Source organism: Pantoea sp. X-Soil-TKNS-1211 (assembly GCF_059730495.1).
The window spans coordinates 214927-238965 of sequence record NZ_AP035956.1 but is presented as its reverse complement, the minus strand read 5'-3'; the positions used below and the strand labels follow the sequence as shown (position 1 = coordinate 238965).

23 protein-coding genes are annotated in these 24039 nt (G+C 48.8%); 18 read left to right on the top strand and 5 right to left on the bottom strand.

From position 1 onward, the window contains the following. Positions 1 to 3 precede the first annotated feature (3 nt). On the bottom strand, positions 4 to 1536 hold the full coding sequence (locus tag AC6I8W_RS25895; protein WP_497839131.1) for an ABC transporter substrate-binding protein: 1533 nt from the start codon (positions 1534 to 1536) through the stop codon (positions 4 to 6). Positions 1537 to 1952: 416 nt separating this feature from the next. On the opposite strand from AC6I8W_RS25895, the gene AC6I8W_RS25890 reads away from it, so the two are divergent. Beyond that, positions 1953 to 2465 carry a hypothetical protein gene (locus tag AC6I8W_RS25890; protein ID WP_497839130.1) on the top strand — a complete coding sequence of 171 codons (513 nt, stop codon included), beginning with the start codon at positions 1953 to 1955 and terminating at the stop codon, positions 2463 to 2465. A gap of 183 nt (positions 2466 to 2648) precedes the next feature. Here the strand turns inward: AC6I8W_RS25890 and AC6I8W_RS25885 are convergent, their stop codons facing one another. Further along, entirely contained in the window at positions 2649 to 3221 is a 573-nt protein-coding gene (locus tag AC6I8W_RS25885) for a flavin reductase family protein (protein ID WP_497839129.1), read from the bottom strand. 230 nt (positions 3222 to 3451) lie between these two features. On the opposite strand from AC6I8W_RS25885, the gene AC6I8W_RS25880 reads away from it, so the two are divergent. The 6 genes from AC6I8W_RS25880 to AC6I8W_RS25855 all read left to right on the top strand — a co-directional run bounded on the left by AC6I8W_RS25880 (position 3452) and on the right by AC6I8W_RS25855 (position 10461). Next, complete coding sequence (locus AC6I8W_RS25880; protein ID WP_497839128.1) at positions 3452 to 3706, top strand: EF-hand domain-containing protein; 255 nt, start codon at positions 3452 to 3454, stop codon at positions 3704 to 3706. Positions 3707 to 3729: 23 nt separating this feature from the next. Continuing rightward, positions 3730 to 4806, top strand: a complete 1077-nt coding sequence (locus tag AC6I8W_RS25875; protein WP_497839127.1) for an efflux RND transporter periplasmic adaptor subunit — start codon at positions 3730 to 3732, stop codon at positions 4804 to 4806. Then, positions 4799 to 7927, top strand: a complete 3129-nt coding sequence (locus AC6I8W_RS25870) for an efflux RND transporter permease subunit (RefSeq protein ID WP_497839126.1) — start codon at positions 4799 to 4801, stop codon at positions 7925 to 7927. Before AC6I8W_RS25875 ends, AC6I8W_RS25870 begins: the two co-directional genes overlap by 8 nt. A gap of 3 nt (positions 7928 to 7930) precedes the next feature. Then, complete coding sequence (locus tag AC6I8W_RS25865) at positions 7931 to 8662, top strand: response regulator (RefSeq protein ID WP_497839125.1); 732 nt, start codon at positions 7931 to 7933, stop codon at positions 8660 to 8662. Beyond that, the gene (locus tag AC6I8W_RS25860) at positions 8659 to 9978 is read left to right on the top strand and encodes an ATP-binding protein (protein ID WP_497839124.1); all 1320 of its coding nucleotides are present in this window, start codon (positions 8659 to 8661) and stop codon (positions 9976 to 9978) included. Before AC6I8W_RS25865 ends, AC6I8W_RS25860 begins: the two co-directional genes overlap by 4 nt. Positions 9979 to 10110: 132 nt before the next feature. Beyond that, entirely contained in the window at positions 10111 to 10461 is a 351-nt protein-coding gene (locus AC6I8W_RS25855) for a helix-turn-helix domain-containing transcriptional regulator (RefSeq protein WP_497839123.1), read from the top strand. Positions 10462 to 10578: 117 nt separating this feature from the next. On the opposite strand, the gene AC6I8W_RS25850 is transcribed toward AC6I8W_RS25855, so the two are convergent. Both AC6I8W_RS25850 and AC6I8W_RS25845 read right to left on the bottom strand, forming a co-directional pair. Continuing rightward, entirely contained in the window at positions 10579 to 10971 is a 393-nt protein-coding gene (locus AC6I8W_RS25850) for a putative quinol monooxygenase (RefSeq protein WP_497839122.1), read from the bottom strand. A 78-nt stretch (positions 10972 to 11049) separates the two neighbouring features. Beyond that, positions 11050 to 11442 carry a nuclear transport factor 2 family protein gene (locus tag AC6I8W_RS25845; RefSeq protein ID WP_497839121.1) on the bottom strand — a complete coding sequence of 131 codons (393 nt, stop codon included), beginning with the start codon at positions 11440 to 11442 and terminating at the stop codon, positions 11050 to 11052. A gap of 321 nt (positions 11443 to 11763) precedes the next feature. Between AC6I8W_RS25845 and AC6I8W_RS25840 the strand changes: the two genes are divergently transcribed. The 7 genes from AC6I8W_RS25840 (at position 11764) to AC6I8W_RS25810 (ending at position 18501) form a co-directional block, all read left to right on the top strand. Next, positions 11764 to 12456: a GntR family transcriptional regulator gene (locus AC6I8W_RS25840; protein WP_497839120.1), complete on the top strand. Its 693-nt coding sequence runs from the start codon at positions 11764 to 11766 to the stop codon at positions 12454 to 12456. Positions 12457 to 12628: 172 nt separating this feature from the next. Next, entirely contained in the window at positions 12629 to 13660 is a 1032-nt protein-coding gene (locus AC6I8W_RS25835; RefSeq protein ID WP_497839119.1) for a C-terminal binding protein, read from the top strand. After that, positions 13644 to 14315, top strand: a complete 672-nt coding sequence (locus AC6I8W_RS25830; RefSeq protein WP_497839118.1) for an RraA family protein — start codon at positions 13644 to 13646, stop codon at positions 14313 to 14315. Before AC6I8W_RS25835 ends, AC6I8W_RS25830 begins: the two co-directional genes overlap by 17 nt. A gap of 49 nt (positions 14316 to 14364) precedes the next feature. Then, positions 14365 to 15297 carry a 2-dehydro-3-deoxygalactonokinase gene (locus AC6I8W_RS25825; RefSeq protein ID WP_497839117.1) on the top strand — a complete coding sequence of 311 codons (933 nt, stop codon included), beginning with the start codon at positions 14365 to 14367 and terminating at the stop codon, positions 15295 to 15297. Continuing rightward, positions 15290 to 15922, top strand: coding sequence for a 2-dehydro-3-deoxy-6-phosphogalactonate aldolase (locus AC6I8W_RS25820; protein WP_497839116.1), 633 nt, complete (start codon positions 15290 to 15292; stop codon positions 15920 to 15922). Before AC6I8W_RS25825 ends, AC6I8W_RS25820 begins: the two co-directional genes overlap by 8 nt. A 74-nt stretch (positions 15923 to 15996) precedes the next feature. Beyond that, entirely contained in the window at positions 15997 to 17346 is a 1350-nt protein-coding gene (locus AC6I8W_RS25815; protein WP_497839115.1) for an MFS transporter, read from the top strand. A 6-nt stretch (positions 17347 to 17352) separates the two neighbouring features. Further along, the gene (locus AC6I8W_RS25810; RefSeq protein ID WP_497839114.1) at positions 17353 to 18501 is read left to right on the top strand and encodes a mandelate racemase/muconate lactonizing enzyme family protein; all 1149 of its coding nucleotides are present in this window, start codon (positions 17353 to 17355) and stop codon (positions 18499 to 18501) included. A 144-nt stretch (positions 18502 to 18645) separates the two neighbouring features. Here the strand turns inward: AC6I8W_RS25810 and AC6I8W_RS25805 are convergent, their stop codons facing one another. After that, complete coding sequence (locus AC6I8W_RS25805) at positions 18646 to 18888, bottom strand: hypothetical protein (protein WP_497839113.1); 243 nt, start codon at positions 18886 to 18888, stop codon at positions 18646 to 18648. A 1414-nt stretch (positions 18889 to 20302) separates the two neighbouring features. On the opposite strand from AC6I8W_RS25805, the gene AC6I8W_RS25800 reads away from it, so the two are divergent. The 4 genes from AC6I8W_RS25800 (at position 20303) to AC6I8W_RS25785 (ending at position 24027) form a co-directional block, all read left to right on the top strand. After that, on the top strand, positions 20303 to 20923 hold the full coding sequence (locus AC6I8W_RS25800; protein ID WP_497839112.1) for a hypothetical protein: 621 nt from the start codon (positions 20303 to 20305) through the stop codon (positions 20921 to 20923). A 25-nt stretch (positions 20924 to 20948) separates the two neighbouring features. Further along, positions 20949 to 21569 (top strand): helix-turn-helix transcriptional regulator, encoded by a 621-nt coding sequence (locus AC6I8W_RS25795; protein ID WP_497839111.1) that lies wholly within the window; start codon positions 20949 to 20951, stop codon positions 21567 to 21569. Between the two features lie 1175 nt (positions 21570 to 22744). Further along, positions 22745 to 23542: a winged helix-turn-helix domain-containing protein gene (locus AC6I8W_RS25790; protein WP_497839110.1), complete on the top strand. Its 798-nt coding sequence runs from the start codon at positions 22745 to 22747 to the stop codon at positions 23540 to 23542. Then, complete coding sequence (locus tag AC6I8W_RS25785) at positions 23539 to 24027, top strand: FidL-like protein (RefSeq protein ID WP_497839109.1); 489 nt, start codon at positions 23539 to 23541, stop codon at positions 24025 to 24027. Before AC6I8W_RS25790 ends, AC6I8W_RS25785 begins: the two co-directional genes overlap by 4 nt. The last annotated feature ends 12 nt before the right edge of the window (positions 24028 to 24039 follow it).

Sequence of the window (24039 nt, the reverse complement as noted above, 5' to 3'; positions counted from 1 at the left end):
TCCTTATTTCCAGCTGGACTGGGCAAAGCGCGGCAATTCATCCGGCCAGTCCTGGAAGTTCAGATCAGCATTGAAGGCGTAATGGGTGGAGTAGGAAAACATCGGCGCAATGTAAGCCTGAGCAGAGATGCGCCCCAGCGCCTCGCCGTATTCTTCATTGCGCTGCTTAGAATCGACGGTGGCATCGGCTTTTTTCAGCATCGCGGTCAGCGTCGCATCCTTCCAGATATCGCTGCCTTTGCCGCCAAAGTAAGGGGTGGTAAAGGCCGAGGTATCATTGATGGAGAACGATCCCCAGGTGTTGAAGGCCATCGGTGCCTGGCCGGAGCTGAGGGCGGTCGCCATCACCGGATACTGGACATAGTGGAGGCGGGCGCGAATCCCCACCTTGCGCAGATCGCCGATAATCGCTTCCGCGTAGTCACGCTCGCGATAGGCCCACAGGTCGGTGTCAAAACCGTTAGCATAACCCGCTTCTGCCAGCAGCTGCTTCGCTTTGGCCGGGTCGTAATTGTACTTAATCACCTTGCTGTCGTTGCAGGCGACCTGGGTACGAAAACACGCGGTGTAAACCGGTTTGCTACCACCACGCACCAGGTTATCGACAATGCCCTGACGGTTAATGGCGTAGTTAATTGCCTGTCGTACGCGCAGATCTTTTAGCGGAGCCGCTTCTGACCCGGTGGCGTTGGTGTTAAGGGCGAGGAAACCGATACGCATGGTTTCACCGCTTTTCACCGCGATATTAGGCATGGCCGAAAGCGGCTCAACCTGATCGGCCGCCACGCGCCAGATCCAGTCCACCTGGCCGGTCATCAGCTGGGCGACACGCGCTTCCGGGTCGCGGATGACCACAAACTGCACCTTACCGATGTGCGGCTGTCCCTGTGGGCTTTCTTTGAAATAGTCCGGGTTTTTCACCATATCAACACCCTGACCAGGGATCACTTTCACGATCTTATAAGGCCCGGTGCCGATCGGGGCTTTACTGAAGCCTTCGAGTTTCACCTGCTGAAAATATTTCGCCGGATATATCGGTGTAGGGCCGGAGAGGTACTCCAGCGCCGCCGGGAAGGGCTGTTTCAGGTGCAAACGAACGGTGAAGTCATCGACTTTCTCAACATGATCGATCCAGTCGACACTTTGCGGCACCACGGAGGCGGTATTGGGGCCAGCGATATTCTGGAAGGTGTAGACCACATCATCCGCACTAAAGGGATCGCCATTATGGAATTTAACGTCTTTGCGCAGATGAATTAACAGCGACGTCGGGGATTCCCATTGCCAGTCCGATGCAAGTTCCGGCTTATATTCGCCGGTTTTCGGGTCACGATAAATCAGTGTGTCCCACACCATATGCGACAGAATAACGCCTTCACGCAGGGTGTTATGATAAGGACTGATATTTTCCACTTCATTATCTGAGGCATAAACCAGCGTGTCGTTCTGTTTACCTGCATAGCTGTAAGAAGCGCAGCACAACAATAATGCAGTAAAAGCATACTTGTGAATCTGTCTTGTCTTGTAACGAGCCATACCGTTCTCCAGCGATCAATGAAAAGTTAACAACAAAAGCAGATGGCACTGATGTAGCAAGAGCAGCGCCAATGCCCGTTATTTGCCGTTACCGATTTTCGATAACCGATTTCTCAAAATGAGAAACACCAGAGCAGACAGACATCACAGCGATATAAATAAGGTTTAAGGGGGAGAAGAAGATATCAATACAGGGAGACTACGTTGCTCACTATGCAGACGGCTGAGTATTGCGATGGTGCAGAAACGTTCATACCTGCACTTTTTGTGTGAACGTTATTTGTGCAAGTCACCTTCTGTTTTTGTGAAAGCGGTGAATAAGTACCTGGCTTTATTGCGCATTTCTTTTATCAGCGATGATATTGTAACATCTAAAAATATAAGTCGTTTCATGATCATGGAAGGTATCAGGAAAAATGGGAAAAACCTCCTATCCGAAATTATTTACCATCACCCTGGTTATTCTGGGGTGCATCTTCGCCTTTCTCGCCTGGCGATATGAGATTGAACAGGAAACCTTCCTGAATTCATCCACAATCAGGCTCATGCTTTTTACCAATCTGTTTTTAGCCGTTCTCATGCTCCTGGCGCTTATCAAATGGGGAAAAGGGCCAAAGCCGCAAACTATCAAAGAACACTTTTTACTGTATGTCGGTTTGCTGCTCATCGCCTTCGTACTCAGTTACGGGATTCTTACGACACTCACATGGTTACTGCCGGGAGAAATCAGCACTTACTCTTCCCCTTATGAATACTCTTCCGCCGGGCGGCATGGTTGTTCAGGTGCCCGCCTTTATGATCCTGATTTACAGAAAGAGATAAAAGTGTGTCATCCCGCAGGTAATATGTATGGCGACAAAACCATTGCGATCATTAAGCGAACTAACTCGCTGGGTGTCGTTGTGACTCATGCCGTAACAAGCCCTTAAGACTCATTACGCCATTTTAATGGTGCGCGGAACAGGAAATCTTGCGACAACACATTATCAGGGTTAAAGGCTCCAGTGAGTTGTCTATCTGGCATGGAAAGAGGGACTGGTGGTGTACGTCGCGTACATTGACGTCCTCGCCAGCCAGTCTGGCGAGGTCTGCGTCAGGCAAAAGATGTCTGGCTACTCGACGTCCAGAACCTCACCAATTTTATAAAAGTGTTTTCCCGCGATGTAGTGCAAACTTTTCCACTCATCCCCAGCCGATTCGAACAACCAGTGTCCGTGCTGGAAAATACGGCTATCGGCCCATGCCGCTTTGATTTCGCCGATAAACAGATCGTGATCGCGTTGATTCGCTTCCAGTGGGATAAGTTCGCAATACAACCAGGCAGAGCAACCGCTGACAAAAGGTTGATCAATCCCCTCCACATAAAAACATTCAACATCACTGTGTGAAAGCTTGTCCTGCTCTGTGGCTTTGGAATGGGTTCCAAGGTAATGCACCATTTCGGCTTGTTTGGCATTCGGCACCTGAATAACAAACTTATTGCTCTTCTCAATTAACTGCCGGGTATAAGCCGATTTATCCAGTACCACCGTCAGTTTGGCCGGTGTGAAATCCAGTCCACAAACCCATGACGCAGCCATCACGTTTTCAATGCCATCATGGCTGGCGGATACCAGTGTTGTAGGTCCATGATTGATCAGGCGCCAGGCCTTTTCTAGCTCGACTGCTGTGAAATACGGGTTCATTGCATCTTCCTGTTATTGTTGGCGGAAAAATAAGATAACGGCCTGAGTCATTTTACATTTTCCCCGGCAAAACAGCAGTTCAAAAGTGTTTGTAGCCCCCGCCATGACATGCGATGACATAAGTCTGGAACAATTGATAACCCCTGCCGACGCCGCTTTTTTATATCCTCTTTCCCGTGAATTTCTGCTTGTCCCTTTACGCTTTAATCAACGGTTAATCGAGGTAATAAATGAAAAAGTTTCTGATTCTGGTCGCCGGTTTCGCGATTATCAGCGCTGCCAGCGCCGCACCCACCGCCGCATTCGCGCAACTGATGCAAAATCGCTTCAATGCAGCGAATACCAATCATGATGGCAAGCTGACCCTGGCAGAAGCACAGGCCGGTATGCCTCGGGTTGCGCAGCATTTTTCTGAAATAGATACGGCGAAAAAAGGCTATATCACCTTCGCGCAACTCAGCGCATTTATGGCTGCGAAAAAATAACCTACCTGATGAACGCGCTATCCATGAAAATACGCAGTGTGGCATGCCGGTATGGGCTGCTGGTGCTGGCAGGCTGTGCGCTGGCGGGCTGCAAGCCACAGCAAAATGCTCACCCGCAGCCGGTTCCTGCCGTGTCGGTGAGTGTGCCGCAGAAACTCACGTTTGATCCGTCAATCACCGTGACGGGCACACTGAGCGCCTCCGAGCAGGTGCAGATTGTGGCGCGTGTCGCCGCGACGCTGCAATCGATCAATTTCAGGGATGGCGATATCGTTCATGCCGGGCAGGTGTTGTTCACACTGGACTCGGCCGCCTTGCAGGCGCAGTTTAATTCGGACCAAGCCGCGCTGGTGAATGCTCAGCGTGAAACTGACCGGGACCAGGCGCTCTATCCGTCACATGTTATCTCGCTGTCTGCCTTGCAGGATGCACAGACAGCCCGAGATCAGGCGCAGTTACAGCGGGATATTGCGCAAATTAATCTCGGCTATACACGGATTACCGCCCCCTTTACCGGACGCATCGGGCGGCGCACGGTCGATGTGGGTAATCTGGTCGGTAGTAGCGGTAACACCGTGTTAGCTACACTGAATAAAATCGACTCACTGTATGTCACGTTCAGCCTTAACCAGTCAGACGCCACGCGTTTTGGCATTATCGCTGCACGCAGCGATAATGCCATCCCGCGTCAGCCGGTGGATATCATGGTTCCTGGTCTGAGCGAGCCTCTGCATACCACCATCGATTTTGTCGATAACCAGCTCGACAGCGCCAGCGGCAATATCACCCTGCGAGCGACCCTGCACCAGCCGCCGGTCAACCTGCTGCCGGGCATGTTTGTCCAGGTCACCCTGCATGCGGCAGCGCCTGTGGACCAATTGCAGCTTCCGGTGACGGCAGTGAAGGACGGCAGCATTTTCCCGGTATCCCCGGATGGCACGGTCAGCCAGCTCAGGATTAAAACTGCTCCCGGCAGCGATGAGCATGTCATTTTACTCAGTGGCAATGACAGCACACAACCTGTCCTGACCTTTGCCCGCCCGGATCTGGTCGGCAAAAAAGTCAACGTCAGCAACGAGGCGCAAAGCCAGCATGATTAAGTTCTTTCTCGACCGGCCGGTTTTTGCCAATGTGCTGTCATTGATCATCCTGATCCTTGGCGCGGTTGCTTTGTGGGCGTTGCCGGTATCGCAATATCCTCCCATCACGCCGCCGGTGGTTCAGGTGGTGACGCATTATCCCGGTGCTAACGCGCAAACCTTGCAGGATCAGGTGGCGTTCCCGATCGAGCAGCAGGTGAATGGTGTCGAGAACATGCTGTATATGAAATCGACCACTGGAAATGATGGCACCTACACCCTGAATATCACCTTTGCCATCGGCACCGACAGCAACCAGGCACAGGTCCTGGTACAGAACCGTGTCCAGGCGGCGCTTTCCCAGTTGCCAGATGTGGTGCAGCAGCAGGGCGTGACGGTGCGAAAAAGATCGACAGCAATTTTGCAATTGTACAGTCTGCAATCTTCTGACCCGAACCAGGGCACGTTGTTTTTAAGCAACTATGCCACCAACCATCTGCGCGACTCACTGGCGCGCATCCCCGGCGTGGGTGATGTCACGGTGTTTGGCACCGGAGATTACAGCATTCGCCTCTGGCTGGATGCGGCGCGTATGCAGCAATATGGCCTGGTGCCGGATGATGTGATCAACGCCATTAAGGCGCAAAACCGCAGCGTCAGCGCCGGACAGCTGGGCGCACCGCCAGCCAACAGTGGTCAGCAGATGCAACTGACGCTCAACGTCAATGGCCTGCTGAGTGATGCCAGCCAGTTCAATCAGATCGTGATCAAAAGCAGCACCCAGGACGGCGGCAGGCTGGTCCGTTTACAGGATGTGGGCCATGCGGAGCTGGGTTCATCGAGCTATTCGCAGTTTTTCACCATGGACGGTAAACCGGCGGCAGGGATTGCTATTTCACAGCTACCGGATGCTAACGCACTTGAAGTCGGTAAGGCGGTCGCTGCCGAGATGCAGACGTTGTCTGCCCGGATGCCAGCCGGAATGCACTATTCGCTGCCTTTCGACACCACCACCTTTATCAAGAGTTCAGTCAATGATGTCTACAGCACCCTGCTGATTGCCGGGCTGCTGGTCTTGCTGGTGATCGTGATTTTTTTGCAAAACTGGCGTGCGGTGCTGGTGCCTGCCACCACCGTGCCGGTCACTCTTATCGGGACGTTCGGTGCCATCTATCTGATGGGGTTTTCCATCAATCTGCTGACGCTTTTTGCCATCGTGCTGGCGATTGGTATCGTTATCGATGATGCGATCGTGGTGGTTGAGGGGGTGAGTCACCATATTGAGCAGGGATACGCACCGCGCGAGGCGACGCTGAGAGCCATGCGTCAGCTACTGCCACCGATCATATCTATCACGCTGGTGCTGGTCGCCGTGTATATTCCGGCCAGCTTCTTACCCGGCCTCAGTGGCCAGATGTACCGTCAGTTTGCGCTGGTGATCGCCGTAACTACCTTGCTCAGCGCCCTCAATGCCCTGACGCTGAAACCGGTACAAAGCGCACAGTGGCTGCGACCGGTGAAAAATGGCACCAAACCCTGGGTTTACCGTAAGTTCAACCAGGTTTTCAGCTGGCTGGAAAACGCCTATCTCAACGGTATTCGCCGCTTAATCCGCCATAGCAAGGCGGTGTTTATCGGCGGTCTGGGGGTCATCGCTCTGACGTTAGTGGCCTTTTTCAGCATACCGACCGGATTTATCCCGCTGGAAGACCAGGGCTACCTGCTGGTGTCGCTACAACTGCCAGACGCTGCGTCGCTGGAAAAAACCGCCAGCGTGACCCAGCGAGTTGAACAGGTGCTGGCTCAGCAGCCTGGCGTGGATCATGCCGTGGTCATTGGCGGGCTTTCACCGCTCGACAACAATGCGGCCTTGTCCAACGCGGCGCTGATTTATGTCACCCTGAAACCCTGGAACCAGCGTGGCAAGAACCAGGATCTGCGTTCAATCTATAGCAACCTGAACCAACAGTTGGCGCGTATTCCCGATACCAATGCGCTGGTAATTGTGCCTCCGCCGATTCAGGGCGTGGGTAACGGTGGTGGGATGCAGATGGTCCTGAGCGAAAATGACGGGCAACGTGACTATGCGCATTTGCAGCAGGTGAGTGACAATTTTGTTCGGCAGGCGATGGCCCTGCCACAAGTGTCGCGGATGTTCAGCACGCTGCGTGCCAACGTCCCACAAATTAATGTCACGTTAGACAGAACGCGCGCGGCAGCCATGGGGGTCTCGCCGGGTGATGCCTTTGATGCGATGCAGCAATATCTCGGTGCCAGCTATGTCAATCAAATCACCCGAGAAAACCATAACGTGAAAGTGTATGTGCAGGCTCAGTCTGACCAGCGCCGACTGCAACAGCAAATCTCCGCGCTGACGGTAAAAAATGCCAGCGGCGAGCCGGTGTCACTGGCGACGCTGGTCAGTTTCACCCCGACAGAGGGGCCAGCAGTTGCCTCTTTATATAATCTCAATCCGTCTGCCACCCTCAATGGGATGCCAGCCCAGGGTTACAGCACTGGCGCGGCAATGCAGGCCGTGGAAGCGCTGGCAAAAGCCACACTGCCGCCGGATATCAGTCTGTCGTGGACGGATATGTCGTATCAGGAAAAAGTGGCCGGAAACAGCATTTATCTTGCGTTCGTCATGTCACTGCTGCTGGTTTATCTGGTGCTGGCGGCACAATATGAAAGCTACTGGTTGCCCGTCAGCGTGATTCTCGGTGTCCCGCTTGCATTATCAGGAACGGCGATCACATTGTTAGCGCTGAATATCGCTAACAATATTTATACGCAGATTGGCGTGCTACTGCTGACCGGGCTTGCTGCCAAAAATGCGATCCTGATTGTCGAATATGCCCGCCAGCAACGTCTGGCTGGTAGCAGCATCATTGATGCCGCCCTGACGGCGGCCAGGACACGTTTCCGCCCGATTATCATGACCTCGCTGGCCTTTACGCTGGGCGTCATACCGCTGATATTTTCCAGCGCGGCCAGCGCCAGTGCCAGGAAATCACTGGGGATTAGCGTTTTTTCGGGGATGTTGTCAGCAACGTTGCTTGCCATCCTGTTAGTCCCTTGTTTCTATGTCGTTTTGCAACGAGCGCAAGAGGCCTGGCAAGCGCATAGGTCCAGGGGTGAATAACCTATGAGTGACGTGAAAACCGAGCCTAAGGCGAAGAAAATTCTGATCCTTGACGATGAAAATGAACTGCGCAGCATGCTGCAACGCTATTTACGCGATCAGGGATTTGACGTCAGAACGGCGGAAAACAGCGCCCGACTCGATCGCTATTTGCAACGTGAACCCTTTGATCTGCTGGTGCTCGACCTGATGATGGAACCGGAAGATGGCCTGTCTGTTTGCCGCCGCCTGCGGGCGACAAACTTCACGTTGCCGATCCTGATGTTGACGGCGCGTGGTGATCCGGTAGATCGGGTGATTGGTCTGGAAACCGGTGCCGATGACTATCTCGCCAAGCCTTTCCTGCCGCAGGAACTGGTGGCGCGCATCAAAGCGATCTTCCGGCGTCAAGCATTGCAGCAGGGTGAAACGCCTGGCGGTGCCGGAGAGGTTCGTTTTGGCCCTTATCGCCTGGATATCACGCGGCAAACGCTTTACCGTGAAGACCAGTTGCTGTCGCTGAATTCTGCTGAAATGAATTTGCTGATTGCACTGGCCACCACACCTAACCGGCCTGTCAGCCGCGAAAATTTGCTGAACCGCGCCAGAGGACGTGAATACGCAGCGCTGGACAGAAGCGTCGATGTGCAAATGTTACGTCTGCGCCAACAACTTGAGGCGCAACCTTCCGAGCCTCGCTGGCTGAAGACCGTGTGGGGTATGGGTTATATGCTGATTGTAGATAGCGAAACGTGAAAAAGTTCTGGCCCCGCTCGCTGCTGGCACGCAACAGCGTCCTGCTGATCTTACTGGTGACATTGACGCAAATCACCACCTTCACGGTGTTTCTGGTTTTTATCCAGAAGCCCCGGGTCAATGATGCCGCTTCGCTCATCGCCTCACAGATCATTATGCTCGATAAGCTGCTGGCAACCGTACCGGCAGCGGATCGCGATCGTTATGTGCAGGCGGTGCAGGGTGTAGTGGTGCCACCGGCGCATCTGATAGAAATTCCCACCCTGGGCGTGGCGGGGTTCTATCGCCGTTATTATCTGAAAGTCTTCCTTGATAGCTTGCATCAGCAACTTCCGGCAGGGATTCCACTGCGCTGGGAACAGGCACCTGAGAAAAAATTATGGGTGGAGGTAAAAATCGCTGGTCAGCCGTACTGGGTCGCACTGGCAGTAGAGCCTTCGAATCACCTTTCCAGCCTGATCAGTGCGCTTTTGCTGTCTGTTTGCCTGGCCCTGCTGGCGCTTCTGACTGCTTATGGCCTGCAACGACGGATCAACCGCCCGCTGACGTCACTGGCGCAGGCGGCCACAGACGTCGGAAAAGGGGGATGGCCACGCCCGTTATCGCCGGAAGGCCCGAGCGAGATCAGGACGGTCAGCCTGACCTTTAACCGTATGCTGGATGGTCTGGCCGAGATGGAAAATACCCGAGCGCAAATGCTGGCCGGTATCTCTCACGACCTGCGCACGCCGCTGACCAAACTGCGGCTGGCGATGGCAATCGGCGGGCAGGGCGCCTCGAACCAGGACGACGTTAGCCGCTACTTCGAGGATGTTGATACGATTCTCCAACAATTCATTGATTATGCCCGCGGCAGCACCACCGAGCAGAGCCAACCCGGTGACATTAATCAGATGATTACCGAGCTGAATCATGACTTTACCGGACTGGGGCAGAATTTTAGCCTGGCCCTGACCCCACTCCCGGTATTCCTTTTTCGTCCGGTCAGCATGATGCGTCTGTTGACCAACCTGATGCAGAACGCCGCCAAATATGGTCGGACGGGGCTGGAAGTTGCCAGCTGGCGGGAGCGCGATGTCGCAAAGATTGCGGTACAGGATCGCGGTCCCGGCGTTTCAGATGAAGAATTGTTGCTGATAACCAAGCCTTTCCACCGGGGAAAAGGCGCAGCCGCCCGACACAATGGTTCTGGCCTCGGATTAGCCATCGCGCGCCAGATTGCTCAGCAGCATGGCGGGGATCTCAGTGTCAGCCAGCGGGCGGGCGGTGGATTGACGGTGGTGGTGACGCTGCCTTTGGCACATGTATCAGAATAAATGATTGTCACTTTTAAGTGATGATTGCAATTGATTCATTGTAACGTTGGTCGGTGGAAGTAAAAAAACACAAACAGCTGATTTAGAAAACGCAGTTAACTATTTACAAGATTTCAAAATGAGGTCGAAAAAATGACAACGACTAAAAAAGTAACAAGACCTACAACTACCCATCCAGCAGCGGTGGATCATAATGCAGCAATGATTGAAGAACTTCGTGCCGACCCCGAATATGCGAATGCTTACCTTGCCACTGCACTGGAAGAGATTAACGAGCCTGGTGGTTTAGGCGGCTTTCTTGTCGCATTACGAAAGGTGATTGAAGCGCGTGGTGGTATTACTGAGGCCGCCAAAAAAACCGGTCTTGCCCGTCAGAGCATCTACCGCGCCTTATCAGCTAATGGTAATCCGACGATCACGACTCTTGCACAGCTTGCAGCTGTTGCAGGGTTGCAGCTAACACTCAGTAAACCACAGCATTAACAGGAGTTAATCTCTCCCATTGTGTCAATGCCAGCGACACCTGGGGCAAATCTCCGATAGCCAGATGCATCGGGCAAGTGACGGCGTCACACTGATCTACCCTTCATCACTTCAGCGTCACGCCGAAACCTTTCCTCGGGGATCATCAATATGCTGTTTTGCCACGTCATACCGGATGCCCTCGCGATGCAGAATACGCACGTTTTTAACGACCGTTGCCAGCGCCTGTAAAAACGTTGCGGAGTGTTCATGTCGCTCATAGGCGTCAATATCAGCCCATCCTTCGGACAAATGAAAGGCATCCGGGTTTACCAGGTCTTGAGAAAATGCATAGAAGACGCAACCCGGCAATTGTTGTGCGGCCTGCATTTCAGGTTTTACCGCATCGATAAACGTTTGGCGGTCATCCGGATGCACGCGATAATAAGCGCTGACAATGATTTCCGTGGATTGCGTTTTATCATGATCGCCCGCAGACGAGATTCGTGCATCGGGGGTATTGGTACTCATTTTTCTCTCCAGAAATGCTCTGATAATTGATGTGATTAATGCAAAAACTCATGCCAACCTGCCGCTTCAGGCGGATTGTTAGCCGTTAAACGCGCGCCAGGCGGCCAGCGTATCCAGTGATTCACGTAGCAGTTTTATTTTTCCCTCTTCGGCCACCAGGCGTCCGGCGTAGGTTTGTTTATACAGACGGTCAGTGCCGGTTATTTCAGCTTCGACGCTGTATTCGCCGAATGCTTGCGTCGGCGTATCGATTAAAAACTGGATATTGCGAAAGCGAAAATCCGGCACCTTTTTCAATAACCCGGCGATGAATGCCTCGATTTCCTGCGGCCCCTGGACCCGATGCGGTAATCCCAGCGTTTGCAGGTAAGGTAATTCCAGCACGCCATCTGCCGCAAAAAGTGCAGCAGCGGTTTTAGGATCCTGAATGTTGTCGAGGTAGTTCTGAAGCAATTGCACGGCTGTTTTCATGTTGAGGGTGCTCCTGTCGTTGTCGGTGCCAGACCCGTATCGTTGGCGTGCAGTAACAATAAACAAAGGCAGAAGGTAGCAAAATAGCAAAGAATGAAACTCATCATTTCAAAATTGCAATGGTAGACGACATGTCAGGGCAGGAGAAGAGGGTCTCAGGGTGCCCTGCGCCATTCGGATTCGCTGAGGTGTCTGGCAAAAAAGTCAGACAGCACCCTCACTTTTAACGGGTGGCTGCGTGCGGTGGGTGTAATGAGGGGATTGTTGTCCTGAGTTGATTCGTTAAAATGTGGCATCTCGTCCATCAACAGGGAGTCATCCGTGGCAGATTTTGAGCGACCTAAGTCACTGACAGCGGTAGTAACAGACCATGTTCGCAAGCTGATAGTCCATGGCGATATTCCACTTGGCGCAGCTATCAGCGAACGCACCGTTGCCGCTGAGCTGAATGTCTCAAAAACACCGGTCCGGGAAGCGCTTGCCCAACTCAGTATTGAAGGACTGGTCACGATCAAGCCGCAATCAGGCGTGCGGGTGTTCACCCTGAGCGCGCGGGAAGTGCGCGAAATCTGTGCTTTCAGACAGGTGCTTGAAACGGCGGCACTGACACTGGCGATGCAGCAGAATGCCAGTAGGCTGGCTGATGCGTTAGATGTGGTGGTTAAACAAATGGACGTCGCCCAGAGTGAAGGTGATTTTCGCCGCTATCTGGAGCTGGATAATGATTTCCACCAGCGTTTTTTTGATTTCTGTGACAACGCTTACCTGACCAATTCTTACGTGCGTTACGCAGCCAAAATTGCGGCATTACGTACCCATCTCGCTGCAAAACCACAGCATACATCGCTTTCTTATCAGGAACATGGCGAAATTGTTGCTGCTATCAGAAATGATGCCCACGCGGAAGTACTGACCATCCTCGAACGCCACTTGGGCCGTACCCGTGAAACCTATGAGATTGGCGTTGAAGATATCGCCGCCGCCGACGCGGTTTCCCTGACAACCTCCTCCTGATCTTCTGAGCCAGGGATCCCTGGCCCTTTTCTGCGAAATCACTAAAAAGCCAATGTTGGTCACATTTCCTTAACCTTTCTTTGACTGGTATACCAGATCTCAGTTAGTTTTTTCCAAACCCGCTGCTGCTGACGGTGGCGAAAACTACTCAATCTGGTTAAAGGAGCGTCTGATGAGTCGAAGATTTAAGGTGGTGATTACCGATTACGATTACGGCGATATCGCCATTGAAGAAGAAATCCTCAATGCCGCTGGTGCGGATGTCATTGGTCTGCAAGCGAAATCAGAGGATGAGCTGGTTGAGATGGCACGTGATTGCGACGCCATCATGAATCAATATGCCCGCGTCGGCGCTAAGGTGATTTCCGCCATGACGCAATGCAAGGTGATTGCTCGTTACGGAGTGGGTGTCGACATCGTCGATGTGGATGCCGCCACTAAACGCAACATTCTAGTAACAAATGTGCGTGATTACTGCACCGAAGAAGTCGCCGACCATGCCATCAGCATGTGGCTGGCTCTGACACGTAACCTGTTTGCTTACAACACCGCCACACATCAGGGCATCTGGCAGTGGCAATCCGGCGCTCCCGTCTATCGCCTGCGTGGACAAACTATGGGGATTGTCTCATTCGGACGCATCGGGCAGGCCATTGCCGAACGCGCTCGCGCCTTTGGCGTAAATGTCATTGTCTACGATCCTTACATCGATCCGGCATTAGCGCAGCAACACCAGGTGATGCTGGTCAACAAGGAAACGCTCATCGCGCAATCCGACATTTTCATGATGCAGGTGCCGATGACTGCGGATACCCGTCATTTCCTCAGCGAAGCAGAATTCAGAGCCATGAAGCGCCGGGCGTTAATCATTAACACCGGACGTGGTCCCACTATTGATAATCAGGCGCTGTACCGCGCGCTGCATGAAGGCTGGATTACCGGTGCGGCGCTGGATGATCCCGAGGAAGAACCAGCAAAACGCGCGCAATGGAATCCTGCGGATAATCCGATTTTCTCTCTGCCAAATGTCATCGTGACACCCCATTCGGCCTACTACTCCGAAGAATCCATTCGTGCAGCACGTCAGTTGGCGGCCACTGAAGTTGCCAGCGTGCTGACAGGTAAAACACCGCGATTCCCGGTTAATGGCGCAGCCCTGGCGCTTCGCAGCAAAGGAGCAAATGACCATGCTGAAGCAGTTTAATGATTTCACCCGCCAGCCAGAGCTGCTGGCTCAATTTGACGCTTTGTTGCAGAGCTATTCGATTGCAGCGGTTTTTGCCGATGTGCAGTACCGCACTGGGGTTATGGATAGCGGCATTAAGCCTGCATTCCGCGCCAAAGCCTGTGGGCAGGCCATTACCGTGCAACTTTCTAAAGGCGATCTTGTTGATCCACTGAAAGCACTGGAGATGGGGCAGCCCGGCGATGTGATCGTGGTGGATGCGGGCGGGGATTGTAATACCTCGGTTTGCGGTGGCCTGATGGGCGGCCTGGCGCAGAACCGTGGGATTCGCGCCATGATCATCGACGGTGCCGGACGCGATACGGATGAGCTGGAAGATATTACCTGGCCCATCTGGAGCCGGGCGATCACTCCTCGCGGCACCCACACCATGTTTTCCGGGCGTAAAGAGGAACTGTCCATCAACGTTCCCATCGCGGTCGGCGGCCAGCTAGTCAAGCCGGGCGATTTTATCGTGGCTGACCTGATGGGGGTAGTGGTGATTCCCCAGGAAAACGCGCACGAAGTTTTAAAACTGGCGAAGGAACAGGTCGAGCGTGAACAGGCCACGCGCGAATGGGTGAAACAAGGCAAAACCGTCGAAGACCTGCTGGCAGAGTTTGGCCGTATCTGACCCTGTGCTCTGCACTTCGGGTGCAGAGCGTGTTTATCTGGAGATAAAGATGAGCAACAAAGCGGAATTTGGACTCTGTGACTGGGGCACCTCAAGTTTTCGTCTGTGGCTGGTAGACGGGAAGGGCCAAACCCTGAGTGAGGTGCGTACCCACCAGGGACTGGGAAGTGTGGCTGACAAGGCGTTTTCACCCCTGCTGGAACAGCATCTGACGGAACTTGGGGCTTCAGCCGACCTGCCGGTGTTGATTTGTGGTATGGCGGGTTCGCGTCAGGGCTGGCAGGACGCCGGTTACAGTACCGTCCCGGTGACGGTGAACGAACTGCTGCGTTCACCGATCAGGATTGCTGGCGCAAGAGACATCCGCATCTTGCCAGGCGTGTGCCAACTTTCTCCTGCTTACGATGTCATGCGCGGCGAGGAAACCATGTTGTTGGGAGCGGTGCGATCAAGACAGCTCAAGGACGGATTGATCGTGATGCCCGGCACCCACAGCAAATGGGTATCGCTGGAGAATGCGGTTGTCACCGGTTTCAGCACCTTTATGACCGGGGAACTGTTCAGCCTGATGAGCACACATTCAATTCTGCGCCATGCGGTAGCGGATGTGGCCGGAGACATTGATGCAAACGCCCCGGCGTTTATCTCCGCAGTGAACGTGATGCTGAGTGGCGCATCGCTCAGCCATCAGTTGTTCACGGTTCGCTCAACCACCTTGCTGAGTGATTGCACCCCAGCCGAAAGCCTCTCGCGCTTGTCGGGACTGTTGATTGGTGCAGAGGTAGCGGCTCGCTATCACCAGACGTCTCTGCGTCAGGTGATATTAATCGCGTCAGGTTCCCTTACCGCGCTTTATCACAAGGCTTTAGCACTGGCGGGCTTTGATGTCAGCGTGCTGGATGCTGACGAAGCGGTACGCGCCGGGCTGTTCCAGAGTGTACAAACCCTGTGGCAACGGCAGGAGGAGGCACATCATGTCTGATTCAGGATGGTTGGGCGCTAAACGGGGACTGATCGCCATCCTGCGTGGTGTTAAGCCGGAAGAGGTGGTGGAGATTGGCTATGCGCTGGTCGAGGCGGGGATCACGATCATTGAGGTGCCCCTCAATTCACCGACACCGTTTGAGTCCATATCTCGTCTGAGAAAGTCATTACCTGCGGACATTCTGATCGGTGCTGGCACGGTGCTGAACCCGCATGATGTTGACCGGCTGGCAGACTGTGGTGGCGGAGTCGTGGTGAGTCCGAATGTCGATAAAGCGGTCATTGAGCAAACCCGCTCACGGGGCATGCTATCGCTACCCGGTGTGTTTACCGCAACCGAAGCTTTTCAGGCCATTGCCGCAGGTGCCAGCGGTCTTAAATTCTTTCCTGCATCAGTGATGGGGGCCAGTGGAATGAAGGCGCTACGTGCAGTTCTTCCCTCCGACATTCCATTAGGCGCGGTGGGCCGGGTTGAAGCAGAGCAGTTTAATGATTATCACCAAGCCGGGATTCATTTTTTCGGACTTGGCAGCAACCTGTACAAAGCCGGAGATAACGCACGGACCGTATCACAAAGAGCAACAAATCTGGTGCACGCCTGGGACGCCATAAAAAACCAATAACGATTTCCCCGTAATAAAACGGCTACGGCGTAAAGAACGTGGCCTTATTCTCTCTACCCTGCAGGAGAAAATAAATGTCTGGATTTACTCTGTCAAAACAAAGTTCGACCATGAAGCCGCAAGGACGCCAACGCTGGGGAGTTCTTGGATTACTTTGCCTGCTGGCGATCATTAATAATATCGACCGCCTGACGCTCTCCATCGCTGCGCCGGTCATGCAAACCGAAATGCATATCACCGCCACGGATATTGGCCTGCTCGGCAGTGCCTTTGCTTTGGCTTATGCCTTCGGCCAATTACCTTCAGGCTGGCTTGTCGATCGCTTCAGCCCGCGTATCCTGCTGGGCGCGTCGGTGATCATCTGGAGCGCGGCGACTGTCGCGATGGGTCTGTCTTACACGCTGACGGGCTTTATCCTCGCCCGTATCTGGCTAGGCCTGGCAGAAGCACCGTCCCTACCGGCCACCAATAAGATCGTGACCCGCTGGTTCCCCAAAAAAGAGCAGGGCATTGCCAATGCCAGCTGGGATGCCGCACTTAAAGTGGGTCCGGCGTTCTTTACCTTTTTACTGATCTGGATCGTTTCAGAGATTGGCTGGCGAGAAATGTATTTTATTGCCGGCGGGGCAGGCATCATAGCCGCGATCATCTTTTTCACCTTTTATCGGGATATTGAAAAGCATAAATCCCTGACAAAAGAAGAAAGAGAATATATCCAACATGATGCCACGCCAATAATTACAAAAAACAATTTGCCCTGGAGGGAATTATTCAAGCATCAAACGATGTGGGGCATGATGGCGGGTTTCTTTTGTAACATGTGGGTTTATCAGATTTTCCTGGTCTTTATCCCGCTTTATATTATTAGCCAGTTTGGTATTAAATTTTCCTCTCTGGGCCTCGTCGCCAGTGTTCCGTGGATTGGTGCAATCATTGGTGATCTCGTGAGCGGTGTGATTTCAGGCAAACTCTCAGAACGCGCTGGCTGGAGCACACTGAAAGCCAAGAAAGTCACCATCATTGGTGCGTTAGTGTTACAGGCCATCGTCCTGGCGCTGTTGCCCTTTAATGGCATGTTTGGTGCAGGTGCGGGCCTGACGGTCGCGGTGATTTTAATGGCTTTTGCACTCGGTTTTAATGGCGGCGTGGTGGCCCATGCATGGTCGATTCCGGCTGAAGTCACGGCCCCCTCAACGGTAGCTTCGGTCGCCGCAGTGCAGAATTTTGGCGGTTTTCTCGGTGCGACGGTTTCACCGCTGGTTGCTGGCGCAATTGTCGATGCCACACACAGTTTCACGCTGGTCTTTCTGATCTCCGCGGTTGTCTCGGTGATTGGCGCGGGCATTTATTTCTGGTTCGTGGGTAAACCCATTATCCGTGAAGAAAAAACCTCATCCCTCATGACACAAGCTGCGCAGGAGTAATCTGATATGAAAATTACTGAAGTGGAAACCTATATCCTGAAGAGCAAACTGGATCGTCCGTTTGCCTACTCGCAAGGCTGGGTACAGGGGCGCTCTACGGTACTTGTGCGCATCGCCACCGATGAAGGCCTTGAGGGTTGGGGTGAGACGTTCAGTGTCGGCTTACAACCGCCAGAAATCGCTGCTGCCGCCATCAACAGTGCCCTGAAACCCTTGATTATCGGTAAAGATCCGCGCAATACCGAAGTGTTGTGGCATGACATGTATGTCAAAACGCGCGATTACGGCCGAAAGGGTGTGGTGCTGGGTGCCATCAGCGCGGTCGATATTGCGTTGTGGGACATCTGTGGTAAAGCAGCAGGATTACCGTTATGGCAACTGCTTGGCGGTGCGTTTCGTGAGCGTGTGCAATGTTATGCGACAGGTTTTTTCCGCACGGAAGGGCGAGGCCAGGCTGATGCCATGGCCAGTGAGGCGGTACGACACAGTGAAGCCGGTTTCTCCCTGATGAAGGTGAAACTCGGTTTTGGTGTGGATGATGACGTAAAAGTCATGTCTGCCATCAGGGAAGCCGTTGGCGAACGCAGCAAGTTTATGATCGATGTGAATCACGGATACGGTGCCAATGATGCCATTCGCCTTGGACGCGCCCTGGCCGATTACGATTTGCTGTGGATGGAAGAACCGGTCATTCCTGAAGATTATGTGGCTTACCGTCGGGTGAGGGATGCACTTGATATCCCGATTGCTGGCGGGGAAGCAGAGTTTTCATTGTTTGGCTTCCGCGATCTCATTGCAGCGCAGGCTATTGATATTGCACAGCCAGATATCTGCCTGGCGGGTGGGGTGACTGCGCTGCGCCATATAAATGTCCTTGCGATGGCCGGTGGCGTTCAGGTCAATCCTCATGTCTGGGGGACAGCCGTTGGGCAATATGCATCATTGCATATGATCGCCTCAACACCGGTCACTCACTATGCGTTGTATGCCAGCCAACCGCTGTTCGAATATGACACATCATCACATCCGTTCCGTACAGCTTTGGTTGAGAATCCGCTTGAACATCAACAGGGTTGGTTAACGCTACCGCAGGAACCGGGGCTTGGTTTCACCATTGACAGAGAATTCCTGCGAGAAAATGCGATGATTGATTAAATTCATTACCGCTAATTATCAGCAGATGTTAACGAAGATAAGGCATAGATTGTAAGTAGACAGCTTTTATTTCCACGCGCTCTGCGATTTCCCGTGCTGCATTCAGCGTTCTGAACAGATAAAAGTCCAGAATAACCTGGAGAGTTATGGCGGAATTCTGGGGGGACGCGATACAGGACCTGACGCTACTGGAAAAAGCAGCGCAGTCAGCAGGTAGTTTGATCTGTTAAAGTTACAGTGTAACATACAGACTTGAGCGGCATGCGCACCGATGGTGGAAGGGGAAAGTCCTATCGCCTGCAGGTGCAGAAGATAGTCGCGAAGAGGATCGGCAATATCACCGTTGCCGTGGGCAAGCAGGGCTGTTGCAGGTGAATTTTCCGTCATATTCTCCTTTTCCGGATAATTATTTCGTAGGCGTAGCTGTGTGAATTCTGTAGAAACCGACGGGGTAATGTCCTGCAGATTTCACACAGCTACGCCGGTTTTACGAGCACGACTCCAATCCATCGTCCGTTCAGTATCGGATACCGTCGGCCAGAACCGATGATACGGGGAATCTTCTTAAGAATCCTGGATTCATATATGAAGTTGATCCCAGAAAAATCAGTTATACGCCGCTGTGACCACAGAGGGGGATACAAGCGTCGGGAAATTCTACCTATCTATTAATATTATTACGAGAAGTAAGACAGAGCAGCAATCCACTCCAGGAACGACACCAAATATACATGAGTCAAAAATAATAACCATCTCATTTAGATTAGCTAATGCAGTCATCATGAGTAGACATACGCTGAGTTATATTCTTAATAAGCTAGAAAATATAAGTTAAATGATAATAAAAATGAATTATCAAATGAGTTGGTATATTAGGCAGGAACACTTCATTAAGAATGATTAGAGGTCAATATAAAACAAGTGATGGGGTGTGTACAAGCGGATGTGATTTCAACAGAATGCTGATACATTCAAGCATGACCTTTTAGCAAGTTAATTCATGTAAAAGATATAGTTATATTAAAACATCAAAAATAAGTCATTATGAAAATCACAGATGTTCTTCAACAAAGACCTAAAAAGACATTATTGGAAACAAATAATATCCCTTCATGTTAAAATCAGCAGTGATAACGTTAAAACATCAACCCTCACTACATAACTCGCATCATGAATGACATCAAAGATATGAAAGAATTCGATGGTGACTTTTTAATTAGCATTATTTTAATTTATAGAAATATACAAGCACAGACAACCACCAACAAAAGCATTACTAACATAGATGCGAGTTAAATATTATATTGAAAACATATCACTAAGATTAGTCTTACTTAACTAAAGATTTCCTAATTGACTTTAACGTACGAAAAACAGCACCAAGTGCAACCTGCGAGAAAGTAGAATTAAATCATACAAATATAACATATAGAAGGATATAAATCTATATATTAAATATTCTATGATATATAGTTCCATTTGAGGATGCATGAGTTAACATCTAGTCCTATATAACACCCGACTCAAATAATGCGCATGTCTATTAGCTCTCGGGGGGGAGGTAAGATGATTATAAATGTGAATGCCATTAACATATCCTATCAAATAGGACTGATAATTTTAATTTTATTCACCTTGGCGGCTGGACTATAGTAAGGATTTATATAAAATCCCTCCTTTTAGTTAGAAGTAAGCATTTTCTTTCAATGCTTTACTATTTAATAAGAAACTTAATTTACAATTGAGAGTTATTGTGTATGAGTCTTCAAGAATTCGAATTTTTTTTTGTTATAGGTAAATTATGGTGAAAGCAAATTCTTCTCAGATGTTAGTAATGGATGCCATTATCGAGCATGCAACCATAGCAAAACCAGATGAAGTATATAAAGGCAAACGTCGTTATTCCTTCATCAAAGATACTCAACAAAAGGTATACATAATTAGTGAGGGTGATTTTTTTCTAAGAGCCAAGCAATTTAATAAAATAATAAGTGTCTTTTATGAGCCTTCCATTGTTGGTGCATCCTCATGTTTTGGGCGTTCTTCCCTTTACCTGGAGAAAGCTGATTATGGAAAATGTTACGAAATAGAATTTGACTATTTCTGGGAGTTAATAAGACTAAACCATTTAGAGGATGAGGCGAAAGATATTATAAATGACTGTTATAATGAATTGATTAATGCATATTTAAGAGGAGATAAAGACACGCATAACGAAATCAAATTAAATATTGAATACTGGCAATCATTACCAAAAAGGATAACTAAAGGTTATTCATTACTCCATTTACTTGAGTTGAGTACAAATCTTTCCAAAAGCACGATTAGTAGGACATTAAGAGAGCTTAAGAATGACAAGGAAATCACTCTGATAAATGGAAAAATTAAAGAATACAACGAACAGCAAGTAGTAACCAGATAAACTCCCTAACAAGTGGTATTATTATATGAATGTTTTAATTATTTCTGAAAACTCGTATCAAATTATAGCTATTTGTAGCATCATCCGGAAGGCAATATGCGAATCAGCTGATATTAAAATAATGAAAAAAGCTGGTTACTCACAAATAAGTGATGCTGATATCATTTTTATGGATATTGATAACGGAGAACAATATTTTTGCAACCCACATTTCAGGGGGCGAAAGAATGGAAGTAATCTTTTCTTTTTAACAGAGAAAAAAATCATAGCGAGCACAGGAAAGCTGCCATACTGTTTTAAAGGCGTAAAATTTATTGATAAAAGGATTAATATACTTGATTTTGCTTGTAACATTGCATCATGCAAAGAAATTTCAACTTTTTCAGAATGTAATAGAAATGAATATCGAGCATGCCATGGATGCCCGTGCATCTATTTAACACCAGGGCAGCTTAAAGTTGCGTACGGATTTATGAGTGGGTTAACATTAAAAGAAATGGCCTGGGCGCTTAAATTATCATTGAAGACGATACATAGTCAGAAGAGAAGGGTAATGAGAGCATTAGATATAGAGACTGATCAAGAGTTATTTGCCGTTCTTCGTGGCATAAGGTTAATACACTCACTGCCTCTAATAAAAGAATAAATATTCTTTACGGATATTATTTTTATCCAACAGGTGAATTTAGCATGAAGAATATTCATTATTAATTCAATGAATTAATATAAATGTTCGCATGCTGAGTTATTCTTACCGCTAAATTTCAGTTTATAACAATTCATACGGTGGATAGATAATGATTGTGAAATTCAGAAGACTATAATCAATATGTTCTCGATCGCATTTGTATCGAAATTTGAAATTTTTAGTATCGAGATAAATGCCATCACTGCCCTGGCCAATCGTGATCTTTTTTCACCTTTCCTTAGTGTAAACTATGATTACTTAATAGTTTTTTCAATAAGGAAAGATAAACTTTTGTCTTTTATTTCATAGAAAGAAAGGATAGAACCATCGAATGTGAACTGTCCGAAGAAGAAAACAATAAAAACAATGCGATTAACTCTAAAAATAATAAAGAAAGCGCAACTAGCTTCACAGCTCACACTCCTGTTTTGCAAAACTTACAAAAAACACCCTTAAAATATGCAGGTATTTTATTATGTATTTTTCCTGAATTTATTGATTTACAACATAAAAAAACTCTATTACCCATGTTTGTTTTAAGAAAAGAAAATAATTGGAGTCAAATGATAGTAATAATCACATAATTTATTACTTTTTCATTTGGCCCCCATGCTATGCATAGTCATAATGTTACGTGTTGAAGCATGGGTATGGTTAAAAAATCTCCTAACGCTAGAAATTATTATTAGATTCAATTTAGGAGAAAGTAATAGTTTAGATGAGAAAATAACATGCTTTTACACCATGGATTACTACATGAAGTTAACTGATCATGTTTTTCTAAACAGATAGTTAGTAATGCTATTGCCCCTGGGTTAAAGGATAAGGAATTACGTTAATCTTACATAAAACCTTTGCTTCAATTGCGTTAGGTAAAGAAATACTTTGAAAATTGCATCATGAAGGATTAGTATATTTTCATATCAGAACAATGAAAGATAAAGGTAAATTTGCAGATCTGCCTACTCAAACACTCATGAACTTGGTAAAGTTTGAAATTTACTGGTAAAATTTTTGTCATAACCTAAAAAACAATAGAATTATCAATGACCTACTAACACTTAAGTTGAGGTCATTAATTTTAATTGTTAGGGATTATAATCCCAGAACTAGTCAGTATTTTGAGGCGCATTATGATTTACTATATCAATGGCATATTGATGTTCAATACCGATGATGGTGTATTGCTCCACGTACAAACAGGCGATGAGGTAAAGTTAACCTTGCCCGCCAGTAGATTGCTCGAAATATTGATCAACTCAAATGGCTCAATCCTGGAACGCGATTATTTGCTAACAGAAGTATGGGATAAACATGGTTTAAAAGGCTCAGGAAGCAATCTGAACAATTACATAAGTAACATTAGAAAAGTATTATTTTCATTTGGGATAAGTGATGCGATAATTACCATACCAAAAGCTGGTTTCAAAATATCATCAAATATAGATATAGCCTGTGACTCTAAGGAGTTTCAAAGTATTAATATTGAAGCAGAACATTCTGACACAGCAACGCCCCAAAAAACACATCATTCCATTATTTCGGTTAAAAAAGCCTGTGTAAGGCTATTACCTTTCGTAAACCTGTCATTGGTAATGATAATTATTTTTTTCATTTCATCATTCATGCTCGACCATTTTTCGTTGAAGGAAGTTAGTCCTCATAGCAAAAACCTAATAGAAAAATGTGATATTACATACCTTCAGAACTACAGTGCTTCTGATCAACATGAAATAGATGATCAAGTCATAAAAGTCTTAAATGATAATAAGCTGTCATGCACCTCGAAAAGAATGGTTGTTTTTGATTATTATCCATCACTTTCACCCAATAATCCTGGCAGGACTCTTATCGCGTATTGTAGGATTGGAAGTGATAACGAGATCGTAAATTGTGATAATATTTACTATAATGCGAAGGTGTGGAGATGAAAAAAATACACATTTATATTTTTGCTGTTCTGTGTTTGGTTGCAACACCAGTTGCATTCTTCAAGATATCCCCTTCCACACATCTAATACCTTTTAATTGCACGTCTTTTAGTCTTTATGCACTAAACAAAAAAAGCGAAAGAATAACCTTTAAAGTAGCTCAAGAAATCAGATTACCAAGCCTTGAAAGTGGATATATTATCATTAAGGGAACCACATCGGACAAAGATGGAGTGGACACAGTTCTGGACAGAAGAATTGCACTAGTTAATGGCTCTATAATTGAGAGTTCGACTGTAAATTACAAAATAAGCGAAATAAGTAAGTCTGCAACAGACACAACACCTGATGCTATGTTTAATATTCTCCTTAACGAAATATCGGCTGCAAACAATACACTTGCGTTAGATATCATAAAAATAGATGACGACATATGGATAGTAGGAACTCCTGTATCATTTATTTTTGCTTGTAAACGTTATTAGCAGACAACAAAA